We start from the raw sequence: 23,602 nt of genomic DNA on the forward strand, positions 1-23,602 counted from the left end.
ATACTGGAATATCAAAATTAAGTTTGGCATATGATTCAAATACAGGCCAAAGAATTGTATCTTTATCAAATTTTCAACTTATTGCACCATTTAAAAATACATCAGGCATTGTGGCATTTTCTTTAGTACTTCAACCTTTAAATATATGTTTTTCTTTTACAGGTATTAAATCATCTTTCTTTTTAAACTTTTTATCAAGTGATACATCAATAACGTCTTCACTATTAGGAATTTTATAAGTAAGGGTAATCTTATCTTTAATTCTATCTATTAAAATTCCGCCTTTTAATGGAATTTTTGATTGTCTATCATTAACTTCGTTTAAAACTTTAGAACTATCAGTTATTGTTAAAGTATAAGAAAAATCTTCGGCCCTTGGTCCAGCTTCACCTATAGAAGCAATTTTTTCATTACTTACTCTAGCATATTTATTTTTAATGTTAAACTTACCATCACCTAATCATTCAATTTGGGAAATTTTGGCTAGAGAATTAAAAATTCTTGCTCAATCATTATTATCAGGCTCTTTAAATTCATAAAACTTTTTTCTAAAAGTGATACTTTTTCTTTTTTTATCTTTTTTATTTCGATAATAAATTTCTAAATTAACTAACTCATTTTCATAATCAATTCATGAATTTCCTAAAGAAAGACTAATACCGTTTTCTTTAAAATATTTTGAATTATTAATTTTTAAATGATGATCAGAAGCGAGTTCTTCAATGCTATCATAAATTGTAATATCAGAAACATTAAATTCAATATATCTTTTTATAAGAGTTTCACTATCAGAACAAGAAATTACACTAGCAGGCAAAATGCTTGCTGCCACAACAAAAAGATTTGATAGTAAATTTTTCTTATTCATGACTCTCCTTAATTAAATAAAAAATAAATAATAAATATTATAAAAAAACAGGCAAAGAAAAATTATATCCCTTACTATAGTTTTAATAATTTTATTAGCAAAACAACTTATTAATTTATATCAAAATTATATATATATTAACTATAAAAACTTTAATTAAAAGAACAAAACAAATTATTACTATATATTTTTATAAATAAAATAAAAATTTTAATTCATAGCTTCATATTTGCTTTGAGTTTTTTTTATTATATTTTTATTTATAAAATAACTATTTACCTTTATATTGAAGCTAAGTTAAATGTTTAACAATTTTAAAATTTACTTTTTTATTTTATAAATACACTAACATATTAAATTTTCGTTTAAAAAAAGACTTGAAAAGAAAAAAACAATTCAAAAAATATTTTAAAAATAAAAAAAAGATATTATTTATTAATTTAAAATGACTTATCAAAGGAAGTTTATGAATAAAAAAAGGTTGTTTATACTAATGACAATGTCAGTTGCCGTAGTTACAAGCACACTTAGTTGTCATAATACTAGAATGTTTAAGAAAGAGTTAATTTGGCAATTTAAAAAACAAAATTTAACTTCAAATTCTTTTCTTGCTAAAAAAGATTTAAACATTACAACATCATCTGATTTTTTACTTTTTCAAACACCTGAAATTGAAAATAATTTAAATGAAAATATTATTATAGACGAACAAATTGATGAAGAAAATGAAGAAACAACTTCAATTATTGATGAACAAGAAGAAGTTCTTAATCAAGAGCTAGAAATTACTAAACAACAATTATTAGATTTAGAAAAAAGATATAAAAAAGATTTTGCGAAAAATTCACGTCTTAAATCAATTTTAATTGGTGCCAGTATTTCTAGTGCCATTATAACTGGTCTTTCAATTGGTATAGGTTCTTATTTTGGCATTACAAAAAGTGATACTTATGCTCAAAAAAGAAAAAAAGAATTAGAAGACATTTTAAATATTCAAAAATCACTTATAAAGGAAAGCAATCCAGATGATAGCTTACAAAAAATATTTCTTAAATTAATGGATATTGGTTTTGAAAAAGAATTGCCTACTGGAATTTTTGATTTATTTGATGAATTATTATTTAAGAAAGCTTTAAATGGATATATTAATGAAAAAGAAAAAGAAAGATTTAAAAATATATTAAAAACTCAAATTAAAGATAGATCTAAAGAAATTGTCAATGAATTACTAGATTTATTAAAAAGCAGAAATATAGTGGCAGAAACAAGCTCTGACAATGTCATTAATTCAGTTAAAAATATAGTAAGTTTGATTATTAAAAAATATTTACCAGATTTTATTAAAGCAGCAATATTGTTTGTTTCTGAAATTAATAGCAAGATAAATACTGGAAGCACTACTCAACCAGAAACTTCATTATTAGGAAGGGCTATTGAAGCTACATTAAAACTTGCAGGCTATAATTCTGGCGATTCTAAAAATATGTCAAAAATAATTAGTATTTTTTCTAGCGCATTAGCAAATTCAAATAATGATTTAATTAAAATTATTATTACTAAAATGTCAAATGCTATTGACAGCGTAAACTTATCTTTTGATTTTTTTAAAGATTTATTGGAAATTATTAAAAAAACAATTTCTAATATTTTAACTAAACCAAATTCTCAAGAACTTGATATTAATTCAATATTTAATAAACTAATTCCAGCATTTTTAGATGTATTTGAAAATGTGGCTAATAAATCTGAAAATAGTGAAGATTTTATTGTATTTATAAATAACTTATTTTTAGAAGAAAACAATAATAAAGCGCTTTATACAATTTTATTAAAAGATAACGATATAGAAAATGCTGATAGTAAATTTAATTTTAAGACCATAATAAATACTTTTATATCATCAAATGCCCAAAACAAAAATCAAGAAGAATATAATTTTGCAGACTTAATTCCTAATATTGAAGTTTCATTTTTTACGATTGTAAATGGTATATTCAAATTTTCAGATTTTAAAAAATTTATTAATAAATTTTTATTCACTTTTATTAAACCATTAATAAAAATAGCTAAAGAACAAGAAGAAAAGCTTAAAAAAATAAAAGATAAAAATACAAATAATTCTATTAGTTTTAATATAAATGGCATTGATACAAAGTCACCTTATAATGCTATATTTAGAATTTATAGTTTATATTCATATTTATATTATAAGCATGTACCAAAACAAGAAGGAATATTAGGTAATTTAATATCACTAATTAATCCGTTTAAGCCAGAAAAATTTATTCCTAATTTGATCAAAAGTGAATGGCCAAATATTAATGACGAACAACTTAAGAAAATATTTGGAGATAATATTTCAAAAGAACCATGATATAGTTTTAATTCAGATCATTATTCAATATTTCAGAAAATCAAAGAATATGCAAATGGTAACAAGAATGATGAATTTAAAGAGCTTATAAAAAATGCTAGTCCTAATATAACTACTAATAACATTAGTAAAATATTAGTTAAAAAATAATTATAAATAACTTTTTATTTAAAAATGTATTAAACAATAAAGTTAATTTTCATAAATTGCAATCTAATAGTTATGCTAAATTTACAAATTGAAGGGGAAAATATGAATAGTAGGAAAAAGATACTTTCCATTTTGTTAGGATCCATATCACTTATTAGTGCTAGTGCTGCCATTAGTTGTACTAATAAAGTAGACAATTCAAAGCAAATATCTCGCCAGTTTAATAAAAGTAAAGCAAAAAGCCAAGATAGGGAAAATTTATTGTTAAGTATTGAAAAAAATAAGAAATATATTTCTAATAATGAGTTAATTGATGAAGCTATAAGGTTACAGTTAGATAATATAAATAAGAAATATCTAAAAAATTTAAATTTTTTAAATATTCAAGAATTTCAACAAATTGAAAGCATTAATAATATAGTTAAAGAAATAAGTCATAACGAGGAAACTGATAATAAGAATAATTCAAATTTAGACAAACTTAAATTATTAAAGAAAAAGAAAAAAGAACTAGAACAAGCGTGAACCAAACAAAAAGAACTTAAATTAAAACAAAAAAAATTAAAAAATATTATTGTAGGAGTTTCAATTGGTGGTGCTGTTGTAGCAGGACTTTCAGTGGGGCTTGGATCTTATTTTGGTCTTAAAAATATTAATTCAGAAATTAATAAAGAAGTAGAAAAACTTAAAACTAGAATTTTTTTAAATGAAGATATAATTAGACAAATTAAACAGAAAGATTCTTTGTTTGAAGTTTTACAAAAAATATTAAAAGTTGCTTTTGAAAAAGATTTACCAAATGCAATTTTTAATTTAGTTGATAAACTACTATTAAAAACAGTATTAAAGGAATATGTAACAGAAAGTAGTTCTAATCAATTAAATGAAATTTTAAAAAACGAATTTAAAACTAAAACTACAGAAATAGTTAATGAAATACTTGCAGGACTTTCTTCTATAAATTCAAATCATAATATTGATGAGATTATAAAAAAAACTCAAGAAAAAATAAGTCAAGTTGTAACAAAATTTGTTCCAGATTTTGTTAAAGGAACAATAAATTATTTAGCCAAATTAGATGAAACTGCGGGTAGTACACATAAAAAATCAATTTTAGCATTATTGATTAAAAGATTACTTAAAACTTATCATATCATTGTTAGTGATGAATTGAATTTATCTAAATTACTTAATTTTTATTCAATAAAAATAACATCTAATGATAATGAATTGATTAGCTTTGTTATTAAGGAATTTTCAGATGTTATAAAAAATAATAATATTTCATTTAATATCATAAATGACGTATATGAAATTATTAATAAGACACTAGCGAAACTTCTTACAAAAGATAATGAAACTATAGACATTAATCTAATTTTTGAAACACTTGTGCCTAAATTATTAGATATTTTAATTAAAGCAGTTGATACTACAAACCAGAGCGGCTTATTAGAGTTTATTAATAATATATTTGAACAAAAAAATAACCAAATAAAATTTATTTATGATTTTATAGATAGTGAAATAAATATTAATTCACAAACAGTTGATGTTTATTTAAATTCAATAAATTCTATGAAAATAGAAAAAAATAGTAGTATTTTTGATATTAATAGAATTAAAATTCCTAAATTACAATTTAATTTTACAACAATCATTAATTCACTTTTTAAGTTATCTGACATTAAAAACATACTTACAAAATTTTTAGAAGTAATTATAAAACCAATTTCAGCTTTATTAAAAAATGATAAAAATAAAGAAGCTGCTAAGAAAGCATTATTTAGAATAGCTGCAATATATACTTTTTTGTATTATAAATATGTTCCATTTAGTGGAGGGTTTTTAGGTGGAATTATAAATATTTTTAATCCCTTTGAGCCTACCTCATTTTTAAAAATAATATTAGAAAAGGAATTAAAAGATAGTAATGTAAAATTGAAAGAAATTCTAGGCAAAGAAACAACAATATCCGGACTTTTTAGTAGTTCAACAAATTTTGATATATTTATATTAGCAAAAGAATCGGCCAGTGTAATAAAAAATAATAATAAAATAAATGAATTTAAAAAAGCGCTTAAAGAAGGCATGTTAAAAAATTAATAAATATATATTGAATATTTTATTAAAAAATAGCCAAATAGAAGTTTAAGAACAATTTTTATTTTAAATTACAACTTAATCTTTAGTTTTATAAATAAAATCTTAAATATTGTTTTTAAAATATTTAATTTTTTTATTGATTTATGCCCTTTTTTCATTTTATTAATAAACTAATATTAAAAAGTAGTAATTCAAAATAATAACAAATTAAAGTAATTTAAAATAAAAAATGCAATAACAAAAATGTTATGACATAATTTTTTATTAAATTATTATTTTTCTTTTAATGTAGGTCTTAGTGAAATTGCGAAACCTTTAGATCCTATATGCGCCATTATTAAAGCGCTTGCTAAGCATTCTTCTTCAAATTTTATACCCATAGAATTTGCCAATTCTTTTACATCTTTTTCTATTAATTGGTCAATACCATTAACCATTTGAAATACAGGTTCATTAATAGCTTTTGAATTTTCAAGCATTTCTTCAAGAACAGTTTTTATGGCGCCTTTAAATGTTCTTTTTAAAGCGTAAACTTTAACATTAGCTTCATTATCATAAATAATTATTGGCAAAAATTTAAGTGCTTGAAGAAATAATTTCTTAACGCCCTTTAATCTACCCCCGCCAATAAGCCTTTTTAAATTTGGAGGAATAATTAATGTATAAGTTTCTTTAAATGCTTGTTTAATTTCTTCAATTATCAATTCAATATCTTGAGTTTCTTCAAATCTTTTTTGTGCATATTTAGCGAAATAAATATATTGATTACCAACTAAATTATTATCTAATGAATGAAAATTTTTATAGTTTTTACCAATAATATTAACATTATTAAAAGTTGAGCTTAATTTTGAACTGATCCCTAAATATAAAACTTCATCATAATTTTGTGAAAATTCAGCAACAATCTCTTCAATATTTTTAAGTGAAGGTGTTGAAGTTATTACCTTAGAATCATCATTAATTTTTTCTATTAATAATCTATGTGGAAGCGTAATCCCATCTTCATATAAATTTCCGTCAATTTCTATTTTCAATGAAATGAAGCCATATCCATATTCCTTCAATTCTTCCTTACTTTTACAGCTAAAAGAATCTAATATAATTCCTAATTTCTTCATACAAAAAATTATAGTAAATAAATATTTATTATATTTAAAAAATAATTTAATATAAAATTTAAAGATTAATTATAATTATAAAATTATGAATCAATTCAGTAAATCAAACACGAAAAAAAACTCACAAGAATTAAAAATTAATCAAATAAAAAACAAGTTAAAATATGGCAAAAAAATTACTTATTTTGAAAATTATTTACTAAAAAAATATGAATCAACTATTGATATTGATCCTGAAAATTTAAGTAATTATCTTTTATATTTTAATTCAAAAGAAGTAAAAAAACCGTCTTTGATTGAAATTATTAAACATCATAAAATTAATATTTTCATGCAATTTGTTGCTGCTATTCTTCTTGTTTGTTCTACAAATATTTTTCTTAGAAAAGCAGAAACAGTTCCAACAGGCTATATTGGAATTCCCTCACTAATTAATATTGGATTTCAAGGTCGTCTAACACCTTATTTAGGATTATTACTTTTTGCCTTAAATATACCTTTAATTTTAGGATTTATCAAACAAATTAAAAAGTCTTTTTTATTTTTAACTGTAATGTTCATGATTTTTCAAACGGCATTTGGTTTTATATTTTTCAGTCATAAAATTAATGGAAATGAACAAAATCCTATTTTAATTTTTTTAGATAATTATTTAAGTTTTGGTGCCCTTATTAAACATGAGGATTTAGCTAATGGGCTAGTTAAAGGCGCAGTTTCACCAGATAAAGAATGAGCAATTTATTTATATGGATTTATAGGCGCTTTTTTAATGGGATTTAGTATTGCTATTTCCTGAAAATTTGGCGGCTCTACAGGTGGAAGTGATATTATTGCTTATTATTTTTCAACAAGAACAAAAAGAGATGTTAGCAAAGTAATGTTATTAATTAATGCGATAACATTAATAATTTATATTTGAATTTATATAATTTTAAAATTAAAATCACCTTCAATTGATCCACTATTAAGGGCAAGACCTATTGGCGGAATTATGGTATCTTCATTAATAACAACTATTTGTTATTTATTTATTACTTCTGGAACAATTAGATTTTTATATCCTAAATATAAAAAAGTTCTTATTTTAATTAGAGTAACTAATATTGAAAGAATAAAAGCCTATTTCAAACACATTAATTACTGACATCATTATTCTATTATAACTAGAATTAATAATAATGAACAAACCGAATATTGTGTACGTACAGTAGCATTACTTCTTGAAGCAAAATATTTAATTAGAGACATCAGAAAAATTGATAAAACATCTTGAATTTCTATTTCAAAATTAGAAAATACTTATGGAGATTTTGATACTTCAAAAGTTGATTAATAAATAAAAAGTTTTTGTTTTGAAAGCTTTTTTATTTATTAATCATTTTTATTAAATTTCACTATAAAATATTTAATAAATATTTTCAGAAATTTTATTAAGCTTATCTTTAATATATAAACATTTAATTTTATTTGTATTTAAAGTAATAAAAATATTTAATTACTCTTAATGATATTATTTTAAATATTTTATATATACAAAATTAAGGAGTAGATATGAATAGAAAAAAAAGAACAATTTTATTGACTTCAATATTTAGCTCTATTCCATTAATGACAGCTGGTGGCTATTTAGGGCTGAAACATTCTTTAAAAAGTGGCAATTCTAAAATTTATGAAAAAATTGAATTAAATGATAAATTGGTAGCAAATGCTAAAAATCAATTGCAAAGCAGAAATCATATTTCTGATTTTAATTTTGAAAATGAAATACCAAAAATAAAACCTAAAAAAGAGCCTATTCCATTAGAAATTCCAAAAACTAACAAACTTATTAATATTTTAGAAGATAAAGTTAGTCCATTTATTCCAAAAAAAGAAAAAGATAAACCACAAAAAATTATAACTGCACCAATTCTTGATGTAAAGCCATCTAACATTCCAATACCAACCCCCAATCCTAATCCTCAACCGTCAATAAGAAATAATACTCCATCACAAACTTATTACTATTCTAATTCTAATAGCGTTAACAATACTCCTAAAAGAACCTGAAGCCCTAATAGTAATTTTAAAGGCGGCAAACAAGTAGAGATATATGGTTTAAAACTTGATGCTGAATATGATGAAGTTCAAGAAAGAAAAGTAGATGATTATGATAGCGATATTAAAAACTGAAAAGGATATCAAGCTTTATTAGTGCCAGGTAGTGTTAGAGTCAAGGTAACTGATCAGTTGATCAGCAAAACTACAGAAGCAGCTACAAAAGCCATTAAAGGACTTTTTCCTGACAATATTTGAGAGGGATTTAAGAAAGATCCTAAACAGCCTGAAGCCAGAATTTGAACTGTTAGAAATAATTGATCAAATTATTATCAAAACAAATTTGAAAAATATGAAAGACTTTTCATGAGTGACAATGTAAAAGATTTTTTAACAGATGAAGGAATGAAAAAATATAAAGATATCGTTTCAATAAAAGATGCTAAGAAAAACCACGAAAAGAAAATTGAAAGATTTGTGGATCTATTTGTTTATTTTGATTATTCGAAAGTAAAAGGCGTTTCAGATCAAGTTAAGAAATATCTTGAAGAAGGATTTTATATTGAAGAAGATAATAGTAATGTTTATATAAATGAAAATGGAATTCTTGATTCTTACTCTTTTACACCTACTTACAATACAGTTACTTCTAGATTGCTTAAAGATAATGAAGAAAGAAGAGCATTCGGTTTTAAAGAATATTGACCAGTTGCGCCTGGCGCAATTTTAGAAAATAAAATACCAGGTTGAACTAAATCTGGCGATCTTTCAAGTACATACGAATTTAAAGATTTTGGCATTTCTTCAGCTGAAGGTGTAACTATTTATAAACAAACTAAAGACGCCAATAATAAAGCTGATAATAAATCTATTAATGGAGCGAATGAAGGTTTTGTTCTTGATATAAATGCAGCAAACAAAGATGGTTTTTCAAAAACTAAAGAAATTATTGAAAAACTAGATAAAGCAGGTAAGAAAATAACTCAATATAGAATAACTAATGTCGGGTTATTAGATGATGATTCCAATTTTGAAGAGATTTTAAAAGCTCTTCCAAGTAAATTTCCGCAATTAACATTAATTTTGGAAGGGCCTAATACCAAATTTTTGAGACATTTAGAAGAAAAGAAAATTGACCAGCTAGATCTATTTACAACTAAAAATGTTGCTTCAGTTAATGGAAAAACTTGAAGTATTAACCCATGAGCTCTAAAGGGAGTTGCATGAGTTAATACTAATGACTATAATGCTAGTTTTGATTATAATAAATATGCAACAATTGCTTCAAGAATTGTTTTTGATTCACTTTCTTTTGATCAAGAAGATATTACTAAAGAAGGTGGTAATAAGTACGAAAGAATCAATAAAGGTTTAAGAATGGCTTATTATGTAAGAAATAATGAAGGCATCTTCCAAGGTGGATTTGGTAGCGGATTAAATCCGGATCATAATGAAGGAAATAACTCTTATCCTATTGAATTAGATCTTTCAAGAACAAATTTAAAATCATTAAAAGGTTTAATATTTCACGATATTAGAAAACCACAAAACAAACCTAGAAAATTAAGAAAATTAACTTTACAAAGTTCTGGCAATAAATTTGAAATTGATGTAAGCGAATTAAATGATGCTAACTTAGAAGTTTTAGATACAGTTTCACCAGGTCCACCTGCTACGGAAATTCGTTTCAGCGATCCTTCTACAAAACATATCAAAATCAAAGGCGAATCTGGATTAAGTTCTAATGGTTATAAATATTTAAATATGTTTATGAGATATGGACATATTTCTGAAGATAAAAAAATATTTGTTGAAAATTTTTCTTCTCAACTTGCAAATGACTTAAAAGCCCACGGATTTAGTGTTGAACAATCTACTACCAATGAGCCAAAATTAAATTAAAAACAAAAGAGGTAAATATGAATAAAAAGAAAAGAACAATTTTATTAGCTTCCGTTTTTGGATCAATTCCTATACTTGTAGCTGGTAGCTATTTTGTATTTAAATATTCAACAACTAGCAAAAAAATTCGTTTTAAAGAACATGAAATTTTAGAATTCAATCCTGAAAAAGAAATTGAAGAAGAATTGCCTGTTAAGCCAGAAAAACCCGAACCTCCTAAAGAAATAATTCCTCCAGTTAATCCGCCAACAGAAAAATTAAATGAAAAAATTTATGGAATTGATGTTGTAGTTGAAGCTAAAGCAATAGTTCCGCGGAATACCTCTAAAAGTGATAAAGATATTCAAAACAGAAAACCATATACTGCTTTATTAGTACCTAATAAACTTAAACTTAATGTTACAAAAGAATTAATTCAAAAATCAGTTGAAACAGGAGCTGAAGCCCTTAAAAATTCATTTGCTGATTCTGATTATGAAGTATTTTCTTCAAAGCAAGATAAAGGTAAGAGTAGAATTAGACAAATTCAACTTAATTGAGGAAATTATTATGAAAATAAATTTTATAAATATGAACGTCTTTTCATGAATGAAAATGTAGTTAATTTCTTAACAGCTGAAGGAAGAAGAAAATATCCTAATATTCCAACTATTGCCCAAGCAAAAGTAGATAATGATAAAAAAATCGAGAGATTTTTAGAACTATTTTTATATTTTGATTATGGAAAAATTAAAGAAGTATCTGATCAAGTCAAAAAATTTCTTAAAGAAGGATTATATATTGAGAAAAATGAGCGAAATGTTTATATAAATGAACAAGGTCAACTAGATTCACATGCCTTTTCACCAATTTATAATACAGTAACTACAAGATTGAAAAAAGATAATGAAGAGCTTAGAGCGTTCGGGTTTGATACTTATTGACCAATTTCTCCTGGAGCTATTTTAGATAATGAAATTCCTGGTTGAGAAAAAACTGATGATCTTTCTCAAAGTTCTGAATTTAAAAAATATCAAATTAAAACTGATGACGGAATTAAAATTTATAAACAAATTAAAAAGCCGACAAATACAGCTAAAACCAAATTTAATCAAGGCTTAGTTGTTGATATTGATGCTTCAAATACTAATGGTTATAATAAAACTAAAAATTTAATTACACAACTTAAAAAAGATGGGAAAGTAGTAACGCAATATCGTATTAGCAATATTGGTTTATATGATTATGAACAAAATTTTGAAGATATAATGAAGGCATTGCCTGATCAATTGCCACAATTAACATTAATTTTAGAAGGACCTAATACTAAATTCTTAAGACATATCGAGAATAAAAAAATTGATCAATTAGACTTATTTACAACTAGAAATAATTCAAACAATAATAATAAAGCTTGAAGTATTAATCCGCTAGCATTAAGAAATGTGGCTTGAGTAAATACTAATGATTATAATTCGCCTCTTGGCTATAATAAATATGCCAAAATTGCTTCAAGAATTATCTTTAATTCACTTTCTTTTGATGAAGAAGATATCATCAAAAGAAATGGAGCACTTGATTTAAGTAGAATTAATCGTGGCTTAAGAATGGCTTACTATGTAAGAAATAATGAAGGAATTTTCCAAGGTGAGTTTGGTAACGGTTTAGATCCCGATCATAAAGAAGGCGGAAATTCATATCCAACTGAATTAAACCTTTCAACTGCTCCAAGTTTAAGATCTCTTAGAGGATTAGTGTTTAAAGATGAATTAAAACCTTATAATGCACCTAGAAGATTAAAAAACTTAACACTATATAACAATTCACAAATCTTTAATATAGCTTCAACTGAGCTTAATGAAGCACAATTTGAAGTTTTAGATGATTCAGGAAATCAATTCCCGCCAACAAAGATTGAATTTAGTAATTCACTTACAACAAACATTTTAAAAATTTCAGGAGAGAATAATCTTACTTCTGAAGGATATAATAATCTTCGTTTACTAATTAATTATGCCAAAGATAATTTTGGATACAATCCAACCATATATGTTGATAGTGTAAATTCAACATTAGCACAAGGATTGGCAACCCGGGGATATAATGTTAAAAAAGTTGTAGCTCAAAGAGATTACAACTAGGAGAAAATATGAAAAGAAAAATATTAAGCATTTTATTAAGTAGTTTAGTTCCCTTAAGCACTACTTTAGCAATTTCTTGTTCTAATTCAAAAGAAGAAACGCAGCAAGTTGTAGATATATCTTTAAGTAATTTTAAGTTTAAAAATTTAAAAGGTGAATTTGTTGATTCTTCACAAATTGAAATACTTAAAGTTATTAGAGAAAATATTCAATACGATATTAGTGGAGAAGATGTTGAAAACTACAACTTTAAAATTAGTAAATTAAAACCTGATCTAGATTCAAAAACACTTGAAATTGTTTTTGAATTAAGAGATAAAGAAACTAATGCTAAAGTAGGTGAAATAAGCAAAAAGATTATTGGATTTATTGGAACAAAATCAGGTTTAACATTTAAGAATTTTAAATTTAAAAATCAATATGGAGCAGAACAAGAATCTAAAGATATTTATGCTAAGGATGTTAATATTCTTAACATTACTTATGAAGCTGAAGGTAAAAATTTAGATTATTACGATCATAAAATTATTAATGCCCGTGAATTAAATGGCGATTTAGAAGTGTTTATTGATATAACACTTAAAAATAAAGCTGAAGTAATTGAAACTATTAAGCATTTAGTTACAGGTTTTAAAAAAGAAGGTATTTATTCACAAATAAATAGACCTGCTGAAAAATTTGATATTGGCTCTTATTTAGCTCTTTCACAAGAAGAAAGATTTCAACAAGATAATAAAAGTTATGTTGATAGCATATTAAAAGAAGTGATTAAAAAAGATCCAAAATATTATCGTAAACTTTTATCTAGAGATCAAAATAGTATTGAAAGATTTAATCAAAAAGCACAAGAACTAGGAATAGATTCTTTTGAAAACTTATTAGTAAAAAACTTTACACTTCCAAGTAAAGATGAAGGTGGTAAAAAATTAGAGATTTTTGATGATGGTGGTAGAGTTTTAGGACCCTCAAAAACAGATGCTTTTGGTGTTGCAAATTCAAGTTTAATTGCAGGTTTAGCAAGAAAACTTATTAATGATAAATATAGAGATATTGCTCTTCAGACATTTGCTATATCTTTTATTAATAGAGAAGTTAGAAATTTACAAGATAGAGTAAATGATATTGAAGAAGCGTTTAAATTAGCTTCTGAAAAACTGCAAAAAAATGATAATTCTTCATCTGAAAATGATAAAAAAAATGTTATTGTTCATTTAAATAACTTTTATGCTAAAGCTAATATTGCTCGTAAATTGGCCAAAGAACAAGGTAAAAAAGCTAATATTAAACAGCTAGAAGAAATAATCGCTAATTATGAGGCTGAATTTAATAAATTATCTTCATTTAAATTATTTTCAAGAGTTCCTTTTGGTGGTGAAAGTTTAAATAAAAAAGCTGATGAATCTATATTTAAAAAGTATATTTATAAGGATTTTGAAGCTGACAAATATATTTTACGTACTACAAATGGAACAATTTGAATACTTGATGCCGAAATAGTAGACAAAGAACAATACCCTACACGTTTCTTTTTTGGAACTAATGCCCATGTTGCAGATGCGTTTGGGCCAAATACTATTTCAGTTTCTTTAACTCGCGCTAATAAAACAATTGCTACAAAACAAGAGCTTAAACCTAATGAAAATGATCCACATTTCGAAACATTTAATTTTCCAATTCACAAACAAACAAACTTAAAAATTAAAATTGATAATTTGACTGAAGCAAGTGCTGCTAAAGTTATTAAAAATATTTTTATAGCTAAAGATTACTTGAATTCAAAACCTTCAGATTTTCTTATTAAATCACAAGCTATCAAATATGAAAAATATGAAGAATTTGCCGACTTTGCAATAATGGGATTTGATTTTGCTCAAATATCAAACCTTAAAGATATTAGCATCAATACTTATAATGATAATGGTGTTGTTTCACAAATTAGCAAATATAATGATGTTATAAAAAGCGCACAATCATTAGCTAAATATTTAACTAATGATTATGCATCAAAAGAAAACGAAGCAAAACAAATCAAATTATTAAAAGAAAGCTACTTACAAAATTATCAAAAAATTGATTCTCCTTTATCTGGTGATATTCCTAATGATATTGATTCGCTTTATTTATTAGGTTATCCTTCAACACAATTTGATTATTATTTAAGTTTAGGTGATAAACAATATACTTATAAAAAATATCGTGATAATGATAAATTTAAACAATCACTTTGAACAAATGCAAGTTCAAATTTTGATAGCACTGATGAGATTAAACATGAAAGAGGAAATAGACTTTCTTATCAAATTGGCTTAAGAACATTTAAAGAAAAACCAGGAATAGTTGACGCCTTTATTTCAACCCCTAATAATAATGGTCAAGGTTTTTATCAAGCGCCTGATGGTAAACAATTTATTAATATGGGTCTTGAATATACACCAAGATTTTATGCTCCAGGCGGTGGAGCTAGCGGTAGTTCATTGAGAAATCAAAATAATGAAATTATTGGTGCATTTCATTATAAATATGGAACATATGGTGAAATAGGTACCGGATTAGCTATAGCTCTTAGAAGTGAAGGATTTGATTATCAAGGATTATTTGGTGATTATAATTTACCACAATATGATTTAATATACGGTAAAGGTAAAGATCAAAAAAATTCATATAGAGATGAATTAAACAAATTATATCCTGGTATAAAAACTTATCTTTTACCTAATGGTACTAGTCCAGAAGCAATACCTGCTGAATTTAGATTTAAAAAAGAAAAAGAAGAAAATAAAAAAGAAGAAAATAAAAAAGAAGAAACAGAAAAAGCTTAGTAATATGTTTTTTCTTTTATTTAAAAATTTTTATTACTTGTTAAAACTTATTAATGAAATAATATAATTTAATTTATTTAAATATATATTTTATTAAATCATTTGATATTTTTAAGTATTTAATTATTTTATTTTACATAAATAAAGCACATAAATTAGATAATGTTATTATTTATAATAATAAATTATTAAATTATTAAAGTAGGAAATTATGAAAAGAAAAAATAGAACATTGCTTTTATCTAGTATTTTAACTTCAATGCCATTGCTAGCAGCAAGTGGCTATTTTGGTCTTAAATATTCATCAGGTGATGGTAATTTGAATATATTTAAAGAAAACAATGATAAGTTGCAAAGTAATGGTAGAAGTCAAAATAATACAAGAAATTACATTTCAGACTTTAATTTTGAGAATGAAGTTCCTAAAATTGAACCCAAAAAAGATCCCATCCCTCTTGAAATACCTAAAACAGAAAAACCTATTAATATTAATGAAAATAAGCTTTCTCCATTTATTCCTAAAAAGGAGAAAGATAAGCCACAAAAAATTATTAAGGCGCCAAATATTGATGTAAAACCACAAGTAATTCCCAATCTTAAACCAAGCGAAAATATTACTACTCCATCAATTCCTAGTCCAAATCCAGTTCCAAGTCACACTCCAAATACTTCTTCATCTTCTATTTTTGATTCATTTAAAAATTTATTCTCTTCTTCAAATTCTAATTCTTCTTCTAATAGTTATCGTTCTTCAAATGGTACAAAAACACGTGTAGGTAAAACAGTTGAATTGCATGGAGTTAATGTTAATATTGAGGTTGATGAGATTCGCCCTAGAGATACATTTAGCGATGATGATGATATTAAAAACTGAAAAGGTTATATTGCTGAAGTAGTTCCTAGTAGCGTTAGAGTTCAGGTGACTGATGAACTAATTAAAGGAGCTGTTAAAGATGCAACTACTGCTATTAAAAGTAAATTTGCACAGGAAGACGATAATATTTTTAAAGGTGAAGCTGGATATGGAGATATAAATGATAGAGTTAGACAAATTCAACTTAATTGAGCCAATTATTATGAAAATAAATTTGAAAAATATGAAAAACTTTTCATGAGTGAAAATGTTAAGAATTTTTTAACAAAAGATGGCCAAGATAAATATCATACATTTGTTTCTATTTCTGATGCTAAATCAAGCCAAGATAAGAAAATTGAAAGATTTATTCAATTATTTGGTGTATTTGATTATTCAAAATTAAGTGCAGTTTCGCAAAGAGTTAAAGACTTTTTAAAAGAAGGTTTATATATTGAAAAAGCTGAAAGAAATGTATATGTAAATGAAAATGGTGAATTAGATTCATATGCTTTTACACCACTTTATAATTCAGTAACAGGTAGAATGACTAGAGATAATTCTGAAAAAAGACCATTTGCCTTTAATGAAACTTGACCAATTTCGCCAGAAGGAATTTTAAATAATGATACTCCGGGTTGAACTAAGTCAGAGGATTTGACTACTAGTGAATTTAAAGAATTTGGAGTTAGTTCTACTGATGGAATTAAAATTTATAAGAAAACAAAAAATACAGAGAATAAAGCGGGCAAACTATCTGAAGGATATGTAATTGATATTGATGCTTCCAATTCTTCTGGATTAGCTAAAACTGCTAAACTAATTGAAGATTTAAAAGCTAAAAATAAAGTTATTACTCAATATAGAATAAGCAATGTTGGTTTAACGAACAATAATGACGATGCAACATTTAATGCCATCATGCAGGCATTACCTGAGAACTTACCGCAATTAACATTAATTCTTGAAGGTTCTAATACAAAATTCTTAAGACATCTTGAGAATAAAAAAATTGAACAACTTGATCTTTTTACAACTAAAAATAATAGAGTTATTGATGGCAAATCTTGAAGCATTAATCCTTGAGCTTTAAAAGGTGTTGCTTGAGTTAATACTAATGATTATAACAGTGGTATTGGTTATATACCTGGTGTAACAGTAGCTTCTAGAATTGTATTTGATTCACTTTATTTTGATCAAGAAGATGTTAAAGAAAGTAATAATCTAGAAAGAATTAATAAAGGTTTAAGAATGGCTTATTATGTAAGAAATAATGAAGGCATTTTTCAAGGAAGCTTTGGAAATGGTTTAAGACCTGATCATGATGAAGGTAATAACTCATATCCAGTTGAATTAGATCTTTCTAGAACAGATCTTAAAACACTTAAAGGCTTAATTTTCTATGATAAAAATAAACCTAATAATAGACACAGAAAACTTCTTAAATTAACTTTTAAAGGCTCAGGAGATGGTAAATTTGAAGTCCCAGCAGCCGATTTAGATCAAGCACAATATGATGTTCTTGATCTAGTTTCTCCAGGGCCACCAAGAGCTAGAATTGATTTTAGCACTTCAGTAAATAGTATTAAGTTAACTGGAAATGGAACTATAAGCGCTAGTGGATTTAATAATCTTAATATTTTATTAGATCGTGGTTCTGGTTTAAGTAAAAATGTCACTATCTATGTAGATTCTACCAATACACAGCTTCAAAATGACTTAAAATCTCGAGGCTTTAATGTTCAAACTTCTTCTGCAGCTACAGAACAAAAACTTAATTAGAAAGACAATATGAAAAAAATAATATTATCCTATTTTGTTTTTTCTTTATCAACAGCAATTGGTTCAATTGCTGTTTCTTGTAACATTAATAATAAAGAAATAAACTCTAATAAAACAGCAATTCTTACTTCAATTAACAACATTAAATTTAAATTAGATAATAATGAAGTTGTAACTCAAGATCAAATAAAGCTTTCAGAAGTTTTTAAAAACAATATTAAATATGAAATATTCGATTTAGATGCTTTTAAATACGATGTTGAAATTGAAGAACTCAAAAAAGATTTTAAAAATTTAACTTTAAAAATAGTTTTTATTATCAAATCTAAACAAGATAATTCAATTAAAAATCGAAATTCAATCCTTGTTAAAGGCTTTAAACCTGAAGAAAATCAAAAACTTGATGTAGATTTATATTCAAAACTTTCTAATAAAGAAAAATTTGAATATGACAATGCCACATATCGAGATTTAGCTTTAAGTAGAATTAGGGGTGAATTGAAAAATTATCGTACTGATTTACTTAGAGATGAAGAAAGTATTGAAAAATACAATAAAAAAGCAGCACAATTAGGACTTGATAATTTTGAAAATTCACTTATTAAAAATTTTACTTTGCCTTCAAAAGATGGCAAGCTTCAAATGTTTGAAGGACACAGAGCATTAGCTGCTTCAGAATGAGATTCATTTGATGTTTCTAATAAATATCTTATTGGCGGTCTTGCAAGAAAAATTATTAATAATAAATATAAAGATATTGCTTTACAAAGCTATGGAATTAGCTTCGTAAATAGAAATAAAAAAACTTTGCAAGAAAGAGTTAATGATCTGGATATAGCTTTTAAACAAGCTCTTCCAAAGATTGAAAGTTATAAATATGATTTAAAAGATTACGAGAAAAAAGATATTATTATTTGAGTAAATGATGTATATGCTAAAAGCAATATTCTTCTTTCTTTAGCTAAAAAAGAATCAGATGATCTTTTTTTACAAGCTAAAAAGATTACGGAAGACTATATTAGTAAATTAAAAAATGCTAAAAATTATCATTTTTTAGTTAATAAGTCATATTTAGGATTTTCTATAAATGAAAGTAGTAATGAAGAAATTTATAAGAAAGAAGAATATAAAATTTTTGAACCAAATAATTTTAAAATAAATAATTCTTTTGGAACAATGTGAATTTTAGATGCTGAAATCTCTAAAGAAGGCTATCCAACTAAGTTTTTCTTTGGAACGAATGCTCATGTCGCAGATGCTTTAAATAAAAATATTATTGATATTAATATTTCTAGAGCAAATAACTCTATAAACATTAATCAAGAATTAAAACCGAATGAAAATGATAGCTCATTTGATTCATTTTCATTTCATTTACAAGATTATAATAATTTAAGGGATGATAATCTTCAAAAATTAGATGCTTATAATGCTTTTAAAGTAATTTTTAGTGCTAAAGATTATCTTAAAAGCAAGCCATCAGATTTTTTAATTGAAAAACAAGCCAAAAAATATCAGGACGTTGAAGAATTTGCTGATTTTGCAGTTATTGAAATTGATTTTAGTAAAATTAAAGATTTAAATAAAGTTGAAATTAGTAATAATCAAGATTCAGGATTTTCAATACCTTATAGAAATAAAGAAACAATAAATTTTCCTGCTGAGCTTGCAAGATTATTTACAAATAATTACGCCGATTCTTTTAATAAAGAAAAACAGATTAAATTATTGGCTAATAGTTATTTAAAGCAATATGCCAAAATTGACATTCCTTTAAATAAAGAAATTACTAATGATAAAGATTCTTTTTTCATTTTAGGCTATCCTTCTACTCAATTTGATTATTTTTTAAAATTAAATAATAAAGCTAAACAAAATGCTAATTATATTGAAAATAGCGCTTTAAAACAATCGCTTTGAACAAATATTAATAGTGATTATTTTAATAATAATTTTAAAAAAAATGAAAATGGTGAAAGAATTTCACAGCAAATAGGCCTTAGAACATTTATTGAAAAGCCTGGCATAGTAGATTCTTTTCTTTCTGTTCCTAATGAAAATGGTAAAGGTTTTTATATAGCACCCGACGGTAAAGAATATATTAGTATGTCACTTGAATATACTCCAAGATTTTATGCTCCAGGCGGTGGAGCTAGTGGAAGTTCATTGAGAAATCAAAAAAATGAACTTATTGGCGCATTTCATTATAAATATGGAAGATTTGCTGAAATAGGAACAGGATTAGCTGTTGCCCTTAGATGTGAAGGATATGACTATCAAGGATTATTTGGTGATTATAATTTACCACAATATGACCTTGTTTATGGTACTGGAAAAAATCAAAAAAATTCTTATCGTGAAGAGCTAAGAAGAAATTATGACAATATTAAAACATTATTGTTGCCTAATGGTACACATGAAAACAATATTCCTTCAAATTTTAAATTCAAAAATTAACAATTATTATATTTATTAATTAGTAAAATAAACACTAAAAATTGCAAATATTATGTAATTTTTAGTGTTTTTAATTTAATTTTTTAATAATATAATTAATTTAATTTATCTAAAAAAACAAAAAGTAATAAAAATTTTGTTATAAATATCAAGGAAAGAAAATGAAAAAAATAATTAAATTAGCAACCATTTCTTCTTCATTACTTGTTATTAATGCAGTTGCATTAATTAGTTGTTCTAAACAAAAAAATATTAATAATAAATTTTTATCATTAATAGAAAATAAAAATATTAAAAATGATAAAAATATAGAATTAAGTGAAGAAATTAAATTACAAACAGGGCAAAAAACAACAAATAAAAGTATTTTAATGCCAAGCAATTTACAGAGTAATTTTCAAATAAATAATTTTAGAAATGAAGTTGAACTTTCTTCAACTTTATTTTATCCAGCTTTTAATTCAAAATCTTCTAGTAAATCTGTTAATTTTCTTTCTTCGCTTCTTAATTTAGACACAAAATTTATAGCTGGATTAACTACTTTAGGTACTGCATTAGGAGGGGTAATAGTTGGCGGAGGAACTGTACTTTATAATAAAATTTGGTGAGATACAACAGTTAATAATTTTTTAAGAAAATTAAATGAATTAGCAGGAGATAAAGATAAAAAAAGCAAATCAGTAGATGAAGTTTTTAGTAATGATCAAAAAAATGCAACTAGAAAACTTCTTAAAGCAGCTTGAGATTTAAATAATTCAAAATTAAGGGATCTTATTAAAAAATTTCATGATAATAAAGAAAATAACTTGACTAAAGAATTTAAAGATAATAATGCAATTAATAAAGGCAGTGATACACCAAATGTAATGAACAATATATTTACTTGATTTTTATATGGAGATAAGTCAAATATTTCAACTTTTTTTGAAATATTATTTGAAACGCCGAATAAATCACTTTCTATATTGATTTATGATTTTTTTAATTTATTTAATAATGCAAATATTAAAGAACAAATTACTTATAAGTATGAGATAAAAAATAATGAAAATATAGCTATATCTACAAAACTAGAAAAATTATCAGATATATTTATATCATTTTATAAATATTATAATTTTTCTATTGAATTAAGAAAACTGTGAACTTTTTTTATAACTTTAGCACATATTTTTAACAAGCAAAAAATTTGAGAAAAATTAAGAAGTCTTGTTGAAACATTTATTACATCAATTATAAATGTTTTTGTAAAGGCAGATAATGAAAGCTATATATATAATTCGAATTTTGAAGATGAAATAAAATTTGTAAATGAAAATTTATTGAGTAAACATAATTTGAAAGTAGACCAACTTCCACATTTATTTTTAATTGATTTATGAAATGAAAATAGATTTTTATATAATCAATTAGAAAAAATTAGAATTAAAGAAAATATTATTTATTATATAAAAAAAATGTCAACTAAGTAAACGATATTTTTTTAATTTTAATTTAAAAATTAAACATTGAATATGCTTATTAAATGTTAAATATTTAAATAAAATAAGGTATAAAATGAAAAGAAAAGTTTAAAAATAAAATTCAACTTATCATCTATATTAATAAAAATTCATTATAATAAAGTTACTGGTAAATCAAATAGATTTGAAAAATAAATTTATTTTTTATAAAAATATTAAAAATTACAAAAATATAATATTTAGTTCTTCAAATAGGAATTTTTTCCTATATATTAATAATTTTGTTTTTTTCAAAACTTTTTTGAGGTTAATTATTTATTGTATATGCAGGTAGAAATTAACCTAAAAAGGGATATATGTCACAAGAAACAAAATTTACTAAATTAGTTAAAATTTCAGAAAAAGAGCGTAAGGAAATTGCAAAAACTTATATAAAAGGCGACACATATAAAACAAATTTTGATTCACTAGGAAAAGCGGTATGTATCATTTATAATGAGCTTAAAGAAGTTGAGACTAATGGAGATGATATGAATAAAAAAGAGCTAGAACAATTTAAAGCAGAAATTTTAAATGTAGTTTGAAGTAGTCAAGATAGATTTCTTGAAATTATTCAAAAACAGCGTCAAGCCGATAAAGAGGAAATCGAAAGACAGCGCCAAAAAGATAAAGAAGAAGCTGAAAAACAACGACAAAAAGACAAGTTAGAGTTTGAAGCAAGATTAAATTCATTTGAAAATAAAATTCTTGAAATACGCCAAAAAGATAAAGAGGAAATCGAAAGACAGCGCCAAAAAGATAAAGAAGAAGCTGAAAAACAACGACAAAAAGACAAGTTAGAGTTTGAAGCAAGATTAAATTCATTTGAAAATAAAATTCTTGAAATACGTCAAAAAGATAAAGAAGAAGCTGAGAGACAGCGCCAAAAAGATAAAGAAGAAGCTGAAAAACAACGCCAAAAAGATAAGTTAGAGTTTGAAGCAAGATTGAATTCATTTGAAAATAAAATTCTTAAAATGCGTCAAAAAGATAAAGAAGAAGCCGAGAGACAGCGTCAAAAAGATAAGTTGGAGTTTGAAGCAAGAATTAGCAAGCTAGAAGATAAATGAGATAGAAAATTTAATTTATTAGAAAACAAACTTAACTCGCTACTTGTATTGATTAAAACTAATCATAACGAAATTACTAGTAGATTGGATAGACTGGAAAAAGATGTTAAAATGTTAAAATCATTTCACAAAGAAGATATTAAAAATTATAAAGAACAAAAATAAAATAAAAACACCAGTTTAAATTTGTTTTTAAATTTTTAAATTATTATTTAATTTTTAATTAATTAAATAGCAAAATAAGTTTTGCTATTTTTTAATAATATTTATATATGTTTTTTATATTATGACAAATTAAATATTTCAATATTATTTAAAAATCTATTTAATAAAGAGAGAAATATTTTTAAAGCATATAGCATAATGCAATAGTTATTTGAATAAATATATCACTTTCTTAAAAATATGACATAAAAATAGAAATAATTTTATATTTATTAT

12 protein-coding genes are annotated in these 23,602 nt (G+C 24.3%); 10 read left to right on the top strand and 2 right to left on the bottom strand.

All coding sequences use genetic code 4. From position 1 onward, the window contains the following. The coding region (locus QMA87_RS02625; protein WP_283833806.1) for a hypothetical protein at positions 1 to 868 on the bottom strand (868 nt) is incomplete at its 3' end. Between the two features lie 466 nt (positions 869 to 1,334). Between QMA87_RS02625 and QMA87_RS02630 the strand changes: the two genes are divergently transcribed. After that, positions 1,335 to 3,392, top strand: a complete 2,058-nt coding sequence (locus QMA87_RS02630; protein ID WP_283833807.1) for a hypothetical protein — start codon at positions 1,335 to 1,337, stop codon at positions 3,390 to 3,392. Between the two features lie 102 nt (positions 3,393 to 3,494). Then, entirely contained in the window at positions 3,495 to 5,498 is a 2,004-nt protein-coding gene (locus QMA87_RS02635) for a hypothetical protein (protein WP_283833808.1), read from the top strand. Between the two features lie 272 nt (positions 5,499 to 5,770). Here the strand turns inward: QMA87_RS02635 and QMA87_RS02640 are convergent, their stop codons facing one another. Then, positions 5,771 to 6,619: a DegV family protein gene (locus QMA87_RS02640; protein ID WP_283833809.1), complete on the bottom strand. Its 849-nt coding sequence runs from the start codon at positions 6,617 to 6,619 to the stop codon at positions 5,771 to 5,773. Positions 6,620 to 6,704: 85 nt separating this feature from the next. Here QMA87_RS02640 and QMA87_RS02645 point away from each other — a divergent pair, with 85 nt between their 5' ends. From QMA87_RS02645 to QMA87_RS02680, 8 genes are all read left to right on the top strand, one after another. Then, positions 6,705 to 7,952 carry a YitT family protein gene (locus tag QMA87_RS02645; protein ID WP_283823833.1) on the top strand — a complete coding sequence of 416 codons (1,248 nt, stop codon included), beginning with the start codon at positions 6,705 to 6,707 and terminating at the stop codon, positions 7,950 to 7,952. Positions 7,953 to 8,170: 218 nt separating this feature from the next. Then, a complete protein-coding gene (locus tag QMA87_RS02650; RefSeq protein ID WP_283833810.1) occupies positions 8,171 to 10,558 on the top strand; it encodes a putative immunoglobulin-blocking virulence protein in 2,388 nt (795 codons plus the stop codon). Positions 10,559 to 10,575: 17 nt separating this feature from the next. After that, positions 10,576 to 12,678: a putative immunoglobulin-blocking virulence protein gene (locus QMA87_RS02655; protein ID WP_283833811.1), complete on the top strand. Its 2,103-nt coding sequence runs from the start codon at positions 10,576 to 10,578 to the stop codon at positions 12,676 to 12,678. A gap of 8 nt (positions 12,679 to 12,686) precedes the next feature. Further along, positions 12,687 to 15,497 carry an Ig-specific serine endopeptidase MIP gene (gene mip / locus QMA87_RS02660; protein ID WP_283833812.1) on the top strand — a complete coding sequence of 937 codons (2,811 nt, stop codon included), beginning with the start codon at positions 12,687 to 12,689 and terminating at the stop codon, positions 15,495 to 15,497. 211 nt (positions 15,498 to 15,708) lie between these two features. Further along, a complete protein-coding gene (locus QMA87_RS02665; protein ID WP_283833813.1) occupies positions 15,709 to 18,132 on the top strand; it encodes a putative immunoglobulin-blocking virulence protein in 2,424 nt (807 codons plus the stop codon). Positions 18,133 to 18,141: 9 nt separating this feature from the next. Next, positions 18,142 to 20,589 carry an Ig-specific serine endopeptidase MIP gene (gene mip / locus QMA87_RS02670; RefSeq protein ID WP_283833814.1) on the top strand — a complete coding sequence of 816 codons (2,448 nt, stop codon included), beginning with the start codon at positions 18,142 to 18,144 and terminating at the stop codon, positions 20,587 to 20,589. A gap of 161 nt (positions 20,590 to 20,750) precedes the next feature. Further along, positions 20,751 to 22,061: a hypothetical protein gene (locus QMA87_RS02675; protein WP_283833815.1), complete on the top strand. Its 1,311-nt coding sequence runs from the start codon at positions 20,751 to 20,753 to the stop codon at positions 22,059 to 22,061. Between the two features lie 347 nt (positions 22,062 to 22,408). Next, entirely contained in the window at positions 22,409 to 23,326 is a 918-nt protein-coding gene (locus tag QMA87_RS02680; RefSeq protein ID WP_283833816.1) for a hypothetical protein, read from the top strand. Positions 23,327 to 23,602 lie beyond the last annotated feature (276 nt).

Source organism: Mycoplasma phocimorsus (assembly GCF_030077875.1).
Classification (GTDB): Bacteria; Bacillota_I; Bacilli_A; order Mycoplasmatales; family Metamycoplasmataceae; genus Mycoplasma_H; species Mycoplasma_H phocimorsus.